Source organism: Streptomyces sp. BR1, assembly GCF_052373795.1.
Taxonomy (GTDB): Bacteria; Actinomycetota; Actinomycetes; order Streptomycetales; family Streptomycetaceae; genus Streptomyces.
Map to the genome: position 1 here is coordinate 5298302 of NZ_CM126252.1, position 12583 is coordinate 5310884.

The 12583-nt window shown below is 71.4% G+C and carries 14 protein-coding genes and 1 riboswitch; of the genes, 7 read left to right on the forward strand and 7 right to left on the reverse strand.

What is annotated here, in order from left to right:
• The first annotated feature begins 101 nt into the window (after positions 1-101).
• The gene (locus ACT1U9_RS23080; protein WP_444534576.1) at positions 102-1439 is read left to right on the forward strand and encodes a class II 3-deoxy-7-phosphoheptulonate synthase; all 1338 of its coding nucleotides are present in this window, start codon (positions 102-104) and stop codon (positions 1437-1439) included.
• 162 nt (positions 1440-1601) lie between these two features.
• The gene (locus ACT1U9_RS23085) at positions 1602-1871 is read left to right on the forward strand and encodes a (2Fe-2S)-binding protein (RefSeq protein WP_444534577.1); all 270 of its coding nucleotides are present in this window, start codon (positions 1602-1604) and stop codon (positions 1869-1871) included.
• Here the strand turns inward: ACT1U9_RS23085 and bfr are convergent.
• Positions 1868-2347 carry a bacterioferritin gene (gene bfr / locus ACT1U9_RS23090; protein ID WP_444534578.1) on the reverse strand — a complete coding sequence of 160 codons (480 nt, stop codon included), beginning with the start codon at positions 2345-2347 and terminating at the stop codon, positions 1868-1870. The two genes, ACT1U9_RS23085 and bfr, sit on opposite strands and share 4 nt — an antisense overlap.
• A 154-nt stretch (positions 2348-2501) precedes the next feature.
• Here bfr and ACT1U9_RS23095 point away from each other — a divergent pair, with 154 nt between their 5' ends.
• Complete coding sequence (locus tag ACT1U9_RS23095) at positions 2502-3134, forward strand: sulfite oxidase-like oxidoreductase (RefSeq protein ID WP_188274093.1); 633 nt, start codon at positions 2502-2504, stop codon at positions 3132-3134.
• A 32-nt stretch (positions 3135-3166) separates the two neighbouring features.
• Here ACT1U9_RS23095 and ACT1U9_RS23100 read toward each other — a convergent pair whose 3' ends face one another.
• The 6 genes from ACT1U9_RS23100 to thiO all read right to left on the reverse strand — a co-directional run bounded on the left by ACT1U9_RS23100 (position 3167) and on the right by thiO (position 8901).
• On the reverse strand, positions 3167-3682 hold the full coding sequence (locus ACT1U9_RS23100; protein WP_444534579.1) for a DUF4396 domain-containing protein: 516 nt from the start codon (positions 3680-3682) through the stop codon (positions 3167-3169).
• A gap of 76 nt (positions 3683-3758) precedes the next feature.
• A complete protein-coding gene (locus ACT1U9_RS23105; RefSeq protein WP_444534580.1) occupies positions 3759-4610 on the reverse strand; it encodes a deoxyribonuclease IV in 852 nt (283 codons plus the stop codon).
• An 8-nt stretch (positions 4611-4618) separates the two neighbouring features.
• Entirely contained in the window at positions 4619-6598 is a 1980-nt protein-coding gene (gene pknB / locus ACT1U9_RS23110) for a Stk1 family PASTA domain-containing Ser/Thr kinase (protein ID WP_444534581.1), read from the reverse strand.
• Between the two features lie 111 nt (positions 6599-6709).
• Positions 6710-7504, reverse strand: a complete 795-nt coding sequence (locus ACT1U9_RS23115; protein ID WP_444534582.1) for a thiazole synthase — start codon at positions 7502-7504, stop codon at positions 6710-6712.
• A gap of 3 nt (positions 7505-7507) precedes the next feature.
• Positions 7508-7723, reverse strand: a complete 216-nt coding sequence (gene thiS, locus ACT1U9_RS23120) for a sulfur carrier protein ThiS (protein WP_444534583.1) — start codon at positions 7721-7723, stop codon at positions 7508-7510.
• Positions 7720-8901, reverse strand: a complete 1182-nt coding sequence (gene thiO, locus ACT1U9_RS23125) for a glycine oxidase ThiO (protein WP_444534584.1) — start codon at positions 8899-8901, stop codon at positions 7720-7722. Before thiO ends, thiS begins: the two co-directional genes overlap by 4 nt.
• Positions 8899-9012, reverse strand: a riboswitch (TPP riboswitch). (Overlaps the previous gene by 3 nt.)
• Before the next feature lie 138 nt (positions 9013-9150).
• Between thiO and ACT1U9_RS23130 the strand changes: the two genes are divergently transcribed.
• The 4 genes from ACT1U9_RS23130 to metF all read left to right on the forward strand — a co-directional run bounded on the left by ACT1U9_RS23130 (position 9151) and on the right by metF (position 12524).
• Positions 9151-10371 (forward strand): NAD(P)/FAD-dependent oxidoreductase, encoded by a 1221-nt coding sequence (locus ACT1U9_RS23130; RefSeq protein ID WP_444534585.1) that lies wholly within the window; start codon positions 9151-9153, stop codon positions 10369-10371.
• Between the two features lie 43 nt (positions 10372-10414).
• Entirely contained in the window at positions 10415-10780 is a 366-nt protein-coding gene (locus tag ACT1U9_RS23135; RefSeq protein ID WP_101387944.1) for an Rv2175c family DNA-binding protein, read from the forward strand.
• 73 nt (positions 10781-10853) lie between these two features.
• On the forward strand, positions 10854-11510 hold the full coding sequence (thiE, locus tag ACT1U9_RS23140; protein WP_444534586.1) for a thiamine phosphate synthase: 657 nt from the start codon (positions 10854-10856) through the stop codon (positions 11508-11510).
• Positions 11511-11606: 96 nt separating this feature from the next.
• Positions 11607-12524 (forward strand): methylenetetrahydrofolate reductase [NAD(P)H], encoded by a 918-nt coding sequence (metF, locus tag ACT1U9_RS23145; protein WP_188274101.1) that lies wholly within the window; start codon positions 11607-11609, stop codon positions 12522-12524.
• The last annotated feature ends 59 nt before the right edge of the window (positions 12525-12583 follow it).

Genomic DNA, 12583 nt, shown 5'->3' on the forward strand with positions numbered 1-12583 from the left:
GGGAGGCTAGCAGGCGGGTACGTGAACTCGATCACCGGCCGGTCACTCGCGTCTCACAGGGTGGGCGCGGGGGTGGACGTCTTGGCGGACCCCGTAAGGTTGTGGAGGTGACCGTGAACGTAAACACCTGGCGTGACCTTCCCGCGGCGCAGCAGCCCGAGTACCCGGATGCCGAGGCTCTGCGCGATGTGATCGCGGACCTCGAGTCGTATCCGCCGCTCGTCTTCGCGGGCGAGTGCGACCAGCTGCGCGCCCGGATGGGGGCCGTCGCCAAGGGCGAGGCGTTCCTGCTCCAGGGCGGCGACTGCGCCGAGGCCTTCGACGCCGTGTCGGCCGATCACATCAGGGCCAAGCTCAAGACCCTCCTCCAGATGAGCGCCGTGCTGACGTACGCCGCGTCCGTGCCGGTCGTCAAGGTCGGCCGGATCGCCGGGCAGTACTCGAAGCCGCGCTCCAAGGGCACCGAGACCCGTGACGGCGTGACCCTGCCGACCTACCGCGGCGACTCCGTCAACGGCTTCGACTTCACCGAGGCCGCCCGTATCCCGGACCCCGAGCGCCTGAAGCGGATGTACAACGCGTCCGCCTCCACGCTCAACCTGGTCCGCGCCTTCACCACCGGCGGCTACGCCGATCTGCGCCAGGTGCACGCCTGGAACCAGGACTTCGTCAAGCAGTCCCCGTCCGGCCAGCGCTACGAGCAGCTGGCCCGCGAGATCGACAACGCGCTGAACTTCATGAAGGCGTGCGGCACCGACCCGGCCGAGTTCAAGGCCGTCGAGTTCTACGCCTCGCACGAGGCGCTGCTGCTCGACTACGAGTCGGCGCTCACCCGGGTGGACTCGCGCACCGGCAAGCTCTACGACACCTCCGGCCACATGGTCTGGGTCGGCGAGCGCACCCGTCAGCTCGACCACGCGCACATCGAGTTCGCCGCCCGCATCAGCAACCCGATCGGGATCAAGCTCGGCCCGACGACCTCGGTCGACGAGGCGCTCACGTACGTGGAGCGCCTGGACCCGGACCGCGAGCCCGGCCGGCTGACCTTCATCGTCCGCATGGGCGCCGACAAGGTCCGCGACAAGCTGCCCGAGCTGGTCGAGAAGGTCACCGCGTCCGGCGCGGTCGTCGCCTGGGTCACCGACCCGATGCACGGCAACACCTTCGAGGCGGCCTCCGGCCACAAGACCCGCCGCTTCGACGACGTGCTCGACGAGGTCAAGGGCTTCTTCGAGGTCCACAAGGCGCTCGGCACCCACCCGGGCGGCATCCACGTCGAGCTCACCGGTGACGACGTCACCGAGTGCGTGGGCGGCGGCGACGAGATCTTCGTCGACGATCTGCACCAGCGCTACGAGACGGCCTGCGACCCCCGCCTCAACCGCAGCCAGTCCCTGGACCTGGCGTTCCTGGTCGCGGAGATGTACCGCGACCAGTGAGTCGTGATCAGTAGGTAGCTTCGTACGAGCCTGTGGGGCGCGGAACTGTGATCCGCGCCCCACAGTCGTACCCGGGGCTTTAAGGTCACCCTAACTTTGGGTACGGTTAGGTAAGCCTCACCGAAATGGGGATGGCTGATCGACCTTTTTCCCGTCCGGGAGGTGAACCGCGTGTACGTCTGCTCTTGCTTCGGGATCACCGACAAGCAGGTCAAGGAGCACGCGGCCGCCGGCGCCTGCACCCCGCGCCAGATCGCCTCGGCCACCAAGGCGGGCACCGACTGCGGCTCCTGCGTGCGCACCATCCAGGGCCTCCTCGGCCGCGGCGCCTGCCCCCGCAGGGAGCTGCTGGAGAAGGGCGAGCTCGCGGCCGTCCTCGCCGCCGACCAGGGGCCGGCCCAGGACGGCCAGGGCCTGGCGGAAGCCGCTTAACTCTCCGGCTGCTCGATCAGCTGCGCGATGTACAGCGCCTCACCGAGCTTCTCGACCAGCTCCAGCTGGGTGTCGAGATAGTCGATGTGATGCTCCTCGTCCGCGAGGATCGACTCGAAGATGTTCGCCGAGGTGACGTCGCCCTTGGCCCGCATGACCTCGATCCCGCGCCTGAGCCGGTCGATCGCCTCGACCTCCACCTGCCGGTCCGCCTGGAACATCTCCGTGACGGTCTGCCCCACCCGGACGTGGAAGAGCCGCTGGTAGTTGGGCAGCCCGTCCAGGAACAGGATCCGGTCGGTCAGCACCTCCGCGTGCTTCATCTCGTCGAAGGACTCGTGCCGCGTGTACTTGGCGAGCTTCGTCCAGCCGAAGTTCTCCTGCATCTTCGCGTGCAGGAAGTACTGGTTGATCGCGGTCAGCTCGGCGGTCAGCTGCTCGTTCAGGAACTCGATGACCTCGGGGTCGCCCTGCATCGCAGAGGCTCCTTCCACGGGGGAGAGGGGCAGATTCGCGCGCATCCTCGCACCGCGCGCAATGACCGTCCAGTAAGTGCACGCTTAGTACGAGTTGCCCGAATCCGGGCGCACCTGGTCATGACCACCCCTCGCCGTCTGTCACCATGGAGTCATGGGTCAGCCGGAACGCCCGGAGCAACGGGAAGCAGTGCAGCAGGAGCTTCCCCCGGGGCAGCGGCTCCAGCGCGGCTGGCCGGTCACCCACTACGGCCCGGTCCCCAAGTTCAAGCCCGAGCGCTGGGAGTTCCGCGTTTTCGGGGCGACCGCCGACGGTGACAAGCACTGCTGGAACCACGAGGAGTTCACGGCGCTGCCGTTCGCCACCGTGGTCGCCGATCTGCACTGTGTCACGAAGTTCTCGATGACGGGGGCCGAATGGGGCGGAATCCTCGCCCGTACGGTCGCCGAACTCGCGCCGCCCGCCCCCGACGCCACCCATGTGATGGTCTGGGCCGAGTACGGCTTCAGCTCCAACCTGCGCCTCTCCGACTTCCTCTCCGACCGCACGGTTTTCGCCACCCACAAGGGCGGTGAGCTCCTGACCGCCGAACACGGCTTCCCGGTCCGGCTGGTCGTGCCGCATCTGTACGCCTGGAAGGGCCCGAAGTGGGTCCGCGGCATCGAGTACATGACGGCGGACCGGCGGGGTTTCTGGGAGGAGCGGGGTTACCACAACATCGGTGACCCCTGGCGGGAGCAGCGCTACTCGTACCAGGAAGAGCCCGGGGACGGCCCCGAGCTCTGAGTCCTGCTGCCACAAGCCGGTCTTTCGGCCGGTCAGTGGTGGTACTGGTGCACCACCGCGTGGCCCTTGCCGCGGCCGATCATCCACTTGTTGACGGGCGTCGTGACCACGAAGGCGAGCGCCAGCGACAGGGCGAGCGAGCCCCAGAACAGCCACTGCCCGAGCGTCGCGTTCATCGCGGCCGGCCACAGCGCGATCACGCCGTTGTCGATCAGCTCCATCACCGCGATCGAGAGGGTGTCGGCGGCGAGGGCGACCTTGAAGGCCGAACGGAAGTCGACACCGGCCCGGGTGATGCCGCGCAGGGTGAGCGAGTAGCCGAAGAAGAAGGCCAGGACGGTCGCCAGGATCATCGTCGGCATGTTGCCCCACCCGAAGGCGGTGCCCACGATCATGCCCAGGATCTCGCCGATGGCGCACCCGGTGAGGCAGTGCAGCGTGGCCTGAGCGGCCATGGACCACGTGACCTTGCCGCCGCCGTGGCCGTGGTGCGCCGCGTGCTCGTCGTGGTGCGCGTGCTCCGCGTGTACGTGCGTCTCGTGCTGCATGACTTCCCCCAACGCCGGATGGCCGTCCCTGTCGATGACTGGAACGGTATACCCCCTAGGGGTATTTCTCAAGGGTTCAAGAACGCAGCTTCTTCAGCAGCGCGATGTCCGCCGACTGCCCCTCCTTGCCGCCGGGCGTCTCGATGATCAGCGGTACGCCCTCGGTCGCCGGGTGGGCCAGCAGCTCGCGGAACGGCTCCGACCCGATGTGGCCGGCGCCGATGTTCACATGGCGGTCGAGGTGCGAGTCCACGGCCTCCTTGGAGTCATTGGCGTGGATCAGCTTCAGGCGGCCCGGGCCGACGGTCTCCACCAGCAGGTCGAGCGTCTGCGCCGCCCCGCCGGGGCCCGCCAGGTCGTGCCCGGCCGCGTGGATGTGGCAGGTGTCCAGGCAGACGCCCAGCTTGGGGTGGGCGTCCAGCGCCTCGAAGTACGGGCCGAAGTCCCAGGTCCGGGAGCAGAGCGAGTACCCCTGCCCGGCCGTCGACTCAAGCAGCAGATACGGGTCGTCGTCGTGGGTGAGCTCGTCGAGCAGCGGCAGCAGCCGCTCCCGTACCTGCGCCAGCGCCTCGGCGCGCGGCCTGCCGCCGGTCGCCGAGCCGGTGTGCACGACCACGCCGAGCGCGCCGATCTCGCGGCCCCGCCGCAGCGAGTGCCGCAGCGACTCCACCGACTTCTCCATGGTCGCCTCGGTGTGCGAGCCGAAGTTGATCAGATAGGGGGCGTGGACGTACGCCGTGATCCGCTCGGCCTCGCACTGCGTACGGAAGAGCTCGTCCTGGGCCGGGTTGCCGACCGGCGTTGCCCAGCCGCGCGGGTTGGCGACGAAGACCTGGACGGTCTCCGCCCCCAGCTCGCGCGCGTAGCTGAGCCCGACCGTGGCGAGGCCGCCGGCCACGGGGACGTGGCCGCCGATGGGGTTGCGCATGGGGTGGTTCAGAGTCCCTTGGTCTTGATGGTGATCGTGGAGCCCTCGGGCGCCTGGTCGCCGCCGTTCACCGACTGGCTGGCGATCTCGTCGCTGAGGAACGGGAAGCCGTGGTCGACCTTGACCTTGAAGCCCGCCTTCTCCAGCTCCTTCTGCGCGTCGCCCGACTTCTCGCCGGTCACCTTGGGCACGGTGATCATCCGCGGGCCCTTGGAGACGGTGAGCGTGACCGTGTCGCCCTTGGCCGCCTGGGCGCCCTCGGCCACGGACTGGGCCGCGATCTTGCCCGCGTCCTCGGGCGAGTTGACCTGGTCGGGCGCGACCTCGACGTTCAGACCGGCGTCCTTCAGAGCGGACGTGGCGTCCGCCACCGAGTCGCCGACGACCTTGGGGACCTCGACGGGGGCGCCCTTGCTGACGACGAGGGCGACGGCGGCGTCCGCGCGGCGCGGGGTGCCGGCGGCCGGGGCCGTGCTGACGACCGAGCCCTGGTCGGTGTCCTCGTTGAACTCCTGGGTCACCGCGCCCGGGGTCAGCCCCGCGTCGGCGAGCGCCTTCTTGGCCTCGTCGAGCGACTTGCCCGTCACGTCCGGGACCTTGACCATCTCGGGGCCGCGCGAGACCACCACGGTCACCGAGGCGTTGCCGCGCACGCGCGCGCCCGTCGCCGGATCCGTCTCGATCACCTGGCCGCGCTTGACGGTGTCGCTGAAGCGGCCCTCGACCTTGCGTACGGAGAGACCGGCGTCCGAGAGCCGCTTCTTCGCGGCGCTCTCGCTCTGCCCGATGACGGCCGGGACGTGCGTGAACTGGCCGGAGTTGATGTACCAGACACCGGCGCCGACGCCCAGGACGAGCAGGACGGCGGCGATCAGCGCGATCAGGCCGCGCCGCCCGTTCAGTACGAGCCGGGGGCGCCGCCCGCCGTGTCCGCGCGCGGGGGCGGGCTCGGGCGGCGGCATGACCAGCCTGCTCGTCCGGTTCATCGGGTCCTGCTCGGCCGGGAGCGGGGCGGCGCCCACCGGGGCCGATGCGGTCCGCGCCGGGGTCGCCACCGCGCGCGGTATGACGCTCGTGCGGTCCTCCGAGCCGGTGGTGGCCGCGGCCGGGCGGGCCTGTGGCGGCACCGCGTCCAGCTGCTCGTCGCCCAGCGCCGCACGCGCCTGGCGGGTCTGCGCGAGCAGCCCCACCGCGTCGTACGGACGCACCTCGGGGTCGCGCGCGGTCGCCGACGCCACCAGCTCGTCCAGCTCGACGGCGAGGCCGGGCACGACGGCGGACGGCGCGGGCACGCCCTCGTGGAGGTGGGCGTAGAGGATCTGGGCGGCGGTGTCCCCGGTGTGCGGCTTGGCGCCGGTGAGCATCTCGTAGAGGACGACACCGCACGCGTAGACGTCGGCGCGGGTGTCGGCGGTGCCCTGCTCGATCTGCTCGGGGGCGAGGTAGGAGACGGTGCCGAGCACGCCGCCGGTGGTGCTGGTGACCGCGTCCACCGCCCTGACCAGGCCGAAGTCGGCGACCTTGACCCGGCCGTCGTCCCCTATCAGCACGTTCTCGGGCTTCATGTCGCGGTGCACGAAGCCGGCCCGGTGGGCGGCGCCGAGGGCGGCGAGGACCGGCTCCAGGATGTCGAGGGCGGCCCGGGGCTGGAGGGCGCCGCGCTCGCGCAGCACGTCCCGCAGGGTGCAGCCCGCCACGTACTCCATCGCCAGGTACACGTACCCGCCGGCCGTGCCCTGGTCGAAGACGCCCACCACATTGGGGTGCGCGAGCCGGGCCACGGACTTGGCCTCGCGGATGAACCGCTCGACGAAGGAGCCGTCGGCGGCGAGCGCCGGGTGCATCACCTTGAGAGCGAGCACCCGGTCGAGCCGGGTGTCGACGGCCCGGTAGACCGTGGCCATACCGCCGACGGCGATGCGCGCCTCGACTCGGTAGCGGCCGTCGAGCACCTGCCCGACGAGGGGGTCCTGAAGGGTCGTATCCACGCAGGAGAGTCTACGAGCGGCCACCGACACCCCGACCGCCCCGGGGCATCCCGGGGCGGTACTGCAGCCGACCTGTAACAGCGCGGCCGCCTTGGGGTGCTGTGCGAGGCCTCAGAACGCCGGGCGTTCCGGGTCCAGGGCCGCGCGCCCCTCCATGGGGGAGGACGCCTCGGCGAAGTGGCGGCGGGGGATGCGGCCCGCCCGGTGGGCCAGACGGCCCGCCTCCACCGCGTACCGCATCGCCTCCGCCATCAGAACCGGCTCCTGCGCGCGCGTGACGGCCGACGCGAGCATCACCGCCGAACACCCGAGCTCCATCGCGAGCGAGACATCGGACGCCGTGCCCGCGCCCGCGTCGAGGATGACCGGGACCGTCGCGCGGTCCACGATCAGCTCGAAGTTGTGCGGGTTGCGGATGCCGAGCCCGGAGCCGATGGGGGAGCCGAGCGGCATGATCGCCGCGCACCCCGCGTCCTGGAGCCTGCGGGCGAGCACCGGGTCGTCGTTGGTGTACGGCAGAACCGTGAAACCGTCGTCGACCAGCACTTCCGCCGCGTCCAGGAGCTCGATCGGATCGGGCAGCAGGGTGCGCTCGTCGGCGACCACCTCCAGCTTGATCCAGTCCGTGCCGAGCGCCTCGCGCGCGAGGCGGGCGGTCAGCACGGCCTCCCCGGCCGTGAAGCAGCCCGCCGTGTTCGGCAGGACCGAGATGTTCAGCTTCTCCAGGACGGACAGGACCGAGCCCTGCACCGTCGGGTCCAGACGGCGCATCGCGACCGTCGTCAGCTCGGCGCCGGAGGCGGCCAGGGAGCGCTCCAGGACGTCCAGGCTGGGCGCCCCGCCGGTGCCCATGATCAGGCGCGAGGTGAAGGTCGTACCGCCGAGGGCGAACAGGTCGTCGGCCATGGCTCAGCCTCCCTGTACGGCGGTCAGGACCTCGACGCGGTCGCCGTCGCCGAGCGTGGTGGCGGACCACTCGCCGCGCGGCACCACCGTCTCGTTGACGGCGGCGGCGACCCCGGCGGGCGCGGGGGTCAGGGTGGCGACGAGCACGTCGAGGGTAGTGCCCGTGGCGAGGTCGCGTACCTCGCCGTTCACGGAGACGGTCAGCACGGAGACGGTCATACGGTCAGCTCCTGCGGTACGGACTCCGCCGGGGCGGAGGTGAAACGGCGGGGGGTGAACGGACGGGCCTCGTCCGGGAGTTCACCGGTGGTCAGCGCGTGCGCCAGCGCGTCGCCGGTGACGGGGGTGAGCAGCACCCCGTTGCGGTAGTGGCCGGTCGCCAGGTGCAGGCCGGGCAGCGCGGTCGGGCCGAGCAGCGGCGCGTTGTCGGGGGAGCCGGGGCGCAGCCCGGCGCGGGTCTCGGTCAGCGGCAGCTCGGTGATGCCGGGCACCAGCTCGTGCGCGTCGCGCAGCAGCTCGTAGACCCCGCCCGCGGTGACCGTGGTGTCCCAGCCCAGCTCCTCGCTGGTCGCGCCCACGACGAGCTCGCCGTCGGCGCGCGGCACCAGATAGACATGGCTGCCCCGGACCACCGCGCGGACCGTGCGGGACAGGAACGGCGCGTACGCGGGCGGCACGGTGAGCCGCAGCACCTGGCCCTTGACCGGCCGCACCGGCGGCAGCAGCTCGTCCGGAACGCCCGCGAGCCGCCCGCTGAAACTGCCGCCCGCGAGCACCACCTGGCCCGCGGTGAGCGCGGTCCCGTCGGTCAGGACGGCCCCGGCGGCCCGCTCCCGTACCACCGAGAGCCGCTCCACCCACTCGCGGTGGAACCGGACCCCGGCCCGCTCGCACGCCACGACCAGGGCTTTCGCCAGCCTTCGAGGGTCGATCTGGTGGTCGCCGTCGACCCGTAGACCGCCGCGTACGCCGGGCGCCAGCATCGGTTCGAGCTTTCGGCACTCGCGTCCGGTCAGCCACTGCGAGTCGAGCCCGGAGCGCTGCTGGAGCGCGTGCAGTTCGCGCAGATGGGCGCGGTCGTCGGCGTCCAGGGCTACCGCGAGCGTGCCGCAGGCGCGGTAGCCGGTCTCCAGTCCGCTCGCCTGCTCCAGCTCGGCCACGAAGTCCGGATAGCGGCGCGCGGAGGCCAGGTTGAGGCCGAGCAGCGTCTCCTCGCCGTAGTGCAGTTCGGTGACGGCGGCGAGCATGCCCGCGGCCACCTGGGCGGCTCCGCCGCCCGGTTCGGGGTCGGCGAGCGCGGTGCGCAGTCCGCGCTGTGCGGCCCGCCAGGCCGTCACGAGGCCGATGATGCCGCCTCCGACGACGAGCACGTCCGACCCGTTCTCGGATGAATGCATGGGCGTCCAGCCCCTCCCTTCGCCGGCATGACCCGGATCAGGTTCGTACGGTCGGAGGCCGCTTCAGCCTCCCTCTCAGCCCGGTGCGTCCGGGCTCCCGCGAGATGGTTTTCGTCCCGCCGGGGCGCCTGGGGCAGGGCCCCGGGGCGACGGCGGTACGTCGGCCAGACTAACCCCAGCGCCCCCTCGGCAGTAGGGAGCGTCCAAGCCGGGGTACCTGACGCTGTGTCAGATGTTTATGGTGATCGGGTGAGCGAACAGCAGACGCATGCGGAACAGCGGCACGTGGTCGTCGTCGGCGCGGGCATGGCCGGCGTCCAGACGGCGGTGGCCCTGCGTGAACAGGGCTTTCCGGGCCGGATCACCCTCATCGGGGCCGAGCCCCACCAGCCGTACGACCGGCCCCCGCTCTCCAAGGCGGTGCTGCTCGGCAAGGCGGAGGGCTCGGCCTTCGAGGTGGACTTCGAAGGGCTCGGTGTGGAGCTGCGCCTTGGTGAGAGCGTCACCGGCGTACGCGCGCGTGAGCACGAGGTCGACACCGTGGCCGGGCCCGTCCCGTACGACGTCCTGGTGATCGCGTCCGGTGCGGAGCCCATCACCCTGCCGGGTATTTCGGACCTGCCCGATGTGCATCTGCTGCGCACCCTGGACGACGCCGGGCGGCTGCGCGCGGTCCTCGGCGACCAGCGGCGGATCGTGGTCGTGGGGGCGGGCTGGATCGGCGCCGAGTTCGCCACCGCCGCACGCGAGGCGGGCTGCGCGGTCACCGTCGTCGAGGCAGCCGAGCGACCGCTGGCGGGCGCGCTGCCCGCCGAGGTCACCGAGCCGATGGCCGCCTGGTACGCGGAGAGCGGCGCCGAACTGCTCACCCACGCGCGCGTGGCGGCCCTCGAACCCGGCGCCGTCCTCCTCGCCGACGGGCGGCGCCTGGACGCCGACGCGGTCGTCGTCGGCATCGGCGCCCGCCCCACCACCGACTGGCTGGAGGACACCGGCATCGAGCGCGGCCGGGAAGGCGCCATCACGGCCGACGACCGGCTGCGCACCTCGCTGCCCGATGTGTACGCGGTCGGCGACTGCGCCTCCTTCCCTTCGGGAAGGTACGGAGAGCGGCTGCTCATCCACCACTGGGACAACGCCCTCCAGGGGCCGCGCACGGTCGCCGCGGACATCGTCGGCGAGGCGGTGCGGCCGTACGACCCGGTGCCGTACTTCTGGTCGGAGCAGTTCGGGCGGTTCGTGCAGTACGTCGGCCACCACCGCGGCGCCGACCGGCTGCTGTGGCGGGGCGACCCGTCGGGCGCCGCCTGGACGGTGTGCTGGCTGCGGGACGGGGTGCTCGTCGCCCTCCTGGCCGTCGGCCGACCGCGCGATCTGGCGCAGGGCCGCAAGCTCATCGAGGCAGGTGCGGCACTGGATCCGGCCCGCGCCGCCGACCCGTCGGTCCCCCTCAGGACGGCAGCTGGCTGAGCTCCGGCTACCGGCTGTCAGTGGCAGATGGCAGGCTTGTCCCGTGACCGAGATTGACGCAAAAACCGATGCACTCGTCCCCGCCTGGCTCCACCTCCCCGACATCGCGGAGATGCTCGATGTCGAGGTGACGCGCGTGCGGCAGCTGGTCAAGGAGGGCCAGCTCATCGCCGTGCGCCGCGGTGAGAACCGGACGCTGCAGGTGCCCGCCGCCTTCATCGACGGCGACAAGGTCGTCAAGGGCCTCGCCGGGACCCTGACGCTGCTGCGGGACGACGGCTACTCCGACGAAGAGATGCTGGAGTGGCTCTTCACCTCCGACCCGACCCTGCCCGGCACCCCCGCGCAGGCCCTGAGCGAGAATCGCGGCACGGAGGTGAAGCGCCGCGCCCAGGCGCTCGCCGTCTGACCGACACGTTCGACAGGTGGGTACGGACCGGCTCGTCCGGTCCGTACCGCACCGGACCCAACGGGGGACCTTCATGCCCACGGCCCGTGAGCAGCTCGCCGACGCCCGGCTCTACCTCTGCACGGACGCGCGCAGGCGCCAGGGCGACCTGCCCGCGTTCCTGGACGCGGTGCTGTCCTCGGGCGTGGACATCGTGCAGCTGCGGGACAAGGGCATGGAGGCCGCCGAGGAGCTGGAGCACCTGGCCGTCTTCGCCGACGCGTGCCGGCGGCACGGCAAGCTGCTCTCGGTCAACGACCGGGCGGACGTGGCGCACGCCATCGGCGCGGACGTGCTGCACCTGGGCCAGGGCGATCTGCCGGTCCCGGCCGCCCGCGCGATCCTCGGCGACGAGGTCCTGATCGGCCGCTCCACCCACGCCGACGCGGAGGCCTTCGCGGCCGCAGTGGAGCCGGGTGTGGACTACTTCTGCACCGGCCCCTGCTGGCCGACCCCGACCAAGCCGGGCCGCCATGCCCCGGGCCTGGACCTGGTGCGCTACACGACCTCGCTGGGCACCGCGCGGCCCTGGTTCGCCATCGGCGGCATCGACGCCGCCAACCTCGACGAGGTCCTGGACGCGGGCGCCGACCGGATCGTGGTCGTCCGCGCGATCACCGAGGCGGACGACCCCGCCGAGGCGACGGCGAACCTCGCGAAGCGCATACGTGAACGCGCGGTGGCTCGGTAAAGGTCATTTGTCCGAGGGGTGGACAAGAGTCCGGCAATGCGGACAAATTACCTTCGCCTTGTTGGGCGACCGGCGGGGCCTGGCTAACCTGCGAGTATGGCCCTTGGCACAGCTTCCACCAGGACTCATCGCGCGCGCACCGTGCGCGAGATGCTCGCGTCCGGTGAGACGACGTATTCGTTCGAGTTCTGGGCGCCCAAGACCGAGAAGGGCGAGCGGAACCTCTGGAACGCGCTGCGCCGGGTCGAGGCGGTCGCCCCGAGCTTCGTCTCCGTGACCTACGGCGCGGGCGGCTCCACCCGCTCCGGCACGGTCAAGGCGACCGAGCAGATCGCGGCCGACTCGACGCTGACCCCGGTCGCGCACCTCACGGCCGTCGGCCACTCCGTCGCCGAGCTGCGCAACATGATCGGGCAGTACGCGGACGCCGACATCCGCAACATCCTCGCGGTCCGGGGCGACCCGCCCGGCGACCCGATGGGCGACTGGGTCCGGCACCCGGACGGTGTGACGTACGCGGCCGACCTCGTTCGGCTGATCAAGGAGTCCGGCGACTTCTGCGTCGGCGTCGCGGCCTTCCCCGAGATGCACCCGCGCTCCAGCGAATGGGACACCGACGTACGGCACTTCGTCGACAAGTGCCGCGCGGGCGCCGACTACGCGATCACCCAGATGTTCTTCCGCCCCGAGAGCTATCTGCGGCTGCGCGACAAGGTGGCAGCGGCGGGCTGCACGACCCCGATCATCCCCGAGGTCATGCCCGTGACCAGCGTGAAGCAGCTGGAGCGGCTGCCGCAGCTGAGCAACGCCGAATTCCCGCCCGAGCTGAAAGAGCGGATCCTCGCGGTCAAGGACGACGCGGCCGCTGTACGCTCCATTGGCATCGAGTTCGCCACGGAGTTCTGCGCGCGGCTGCTCGCCGATGGCGTACCCGGGTTGCATTTCATTACCCTCAACAACTCCACGGCGACGCTCGAAATCTACGAGAATCTGGGACTGCACCAGCAGCCCTGATCTGTCGCATCAGGCGTACCGGCCGGCCGTCCCGCCAAGGGGGCGGCGGCCGTGGGAAG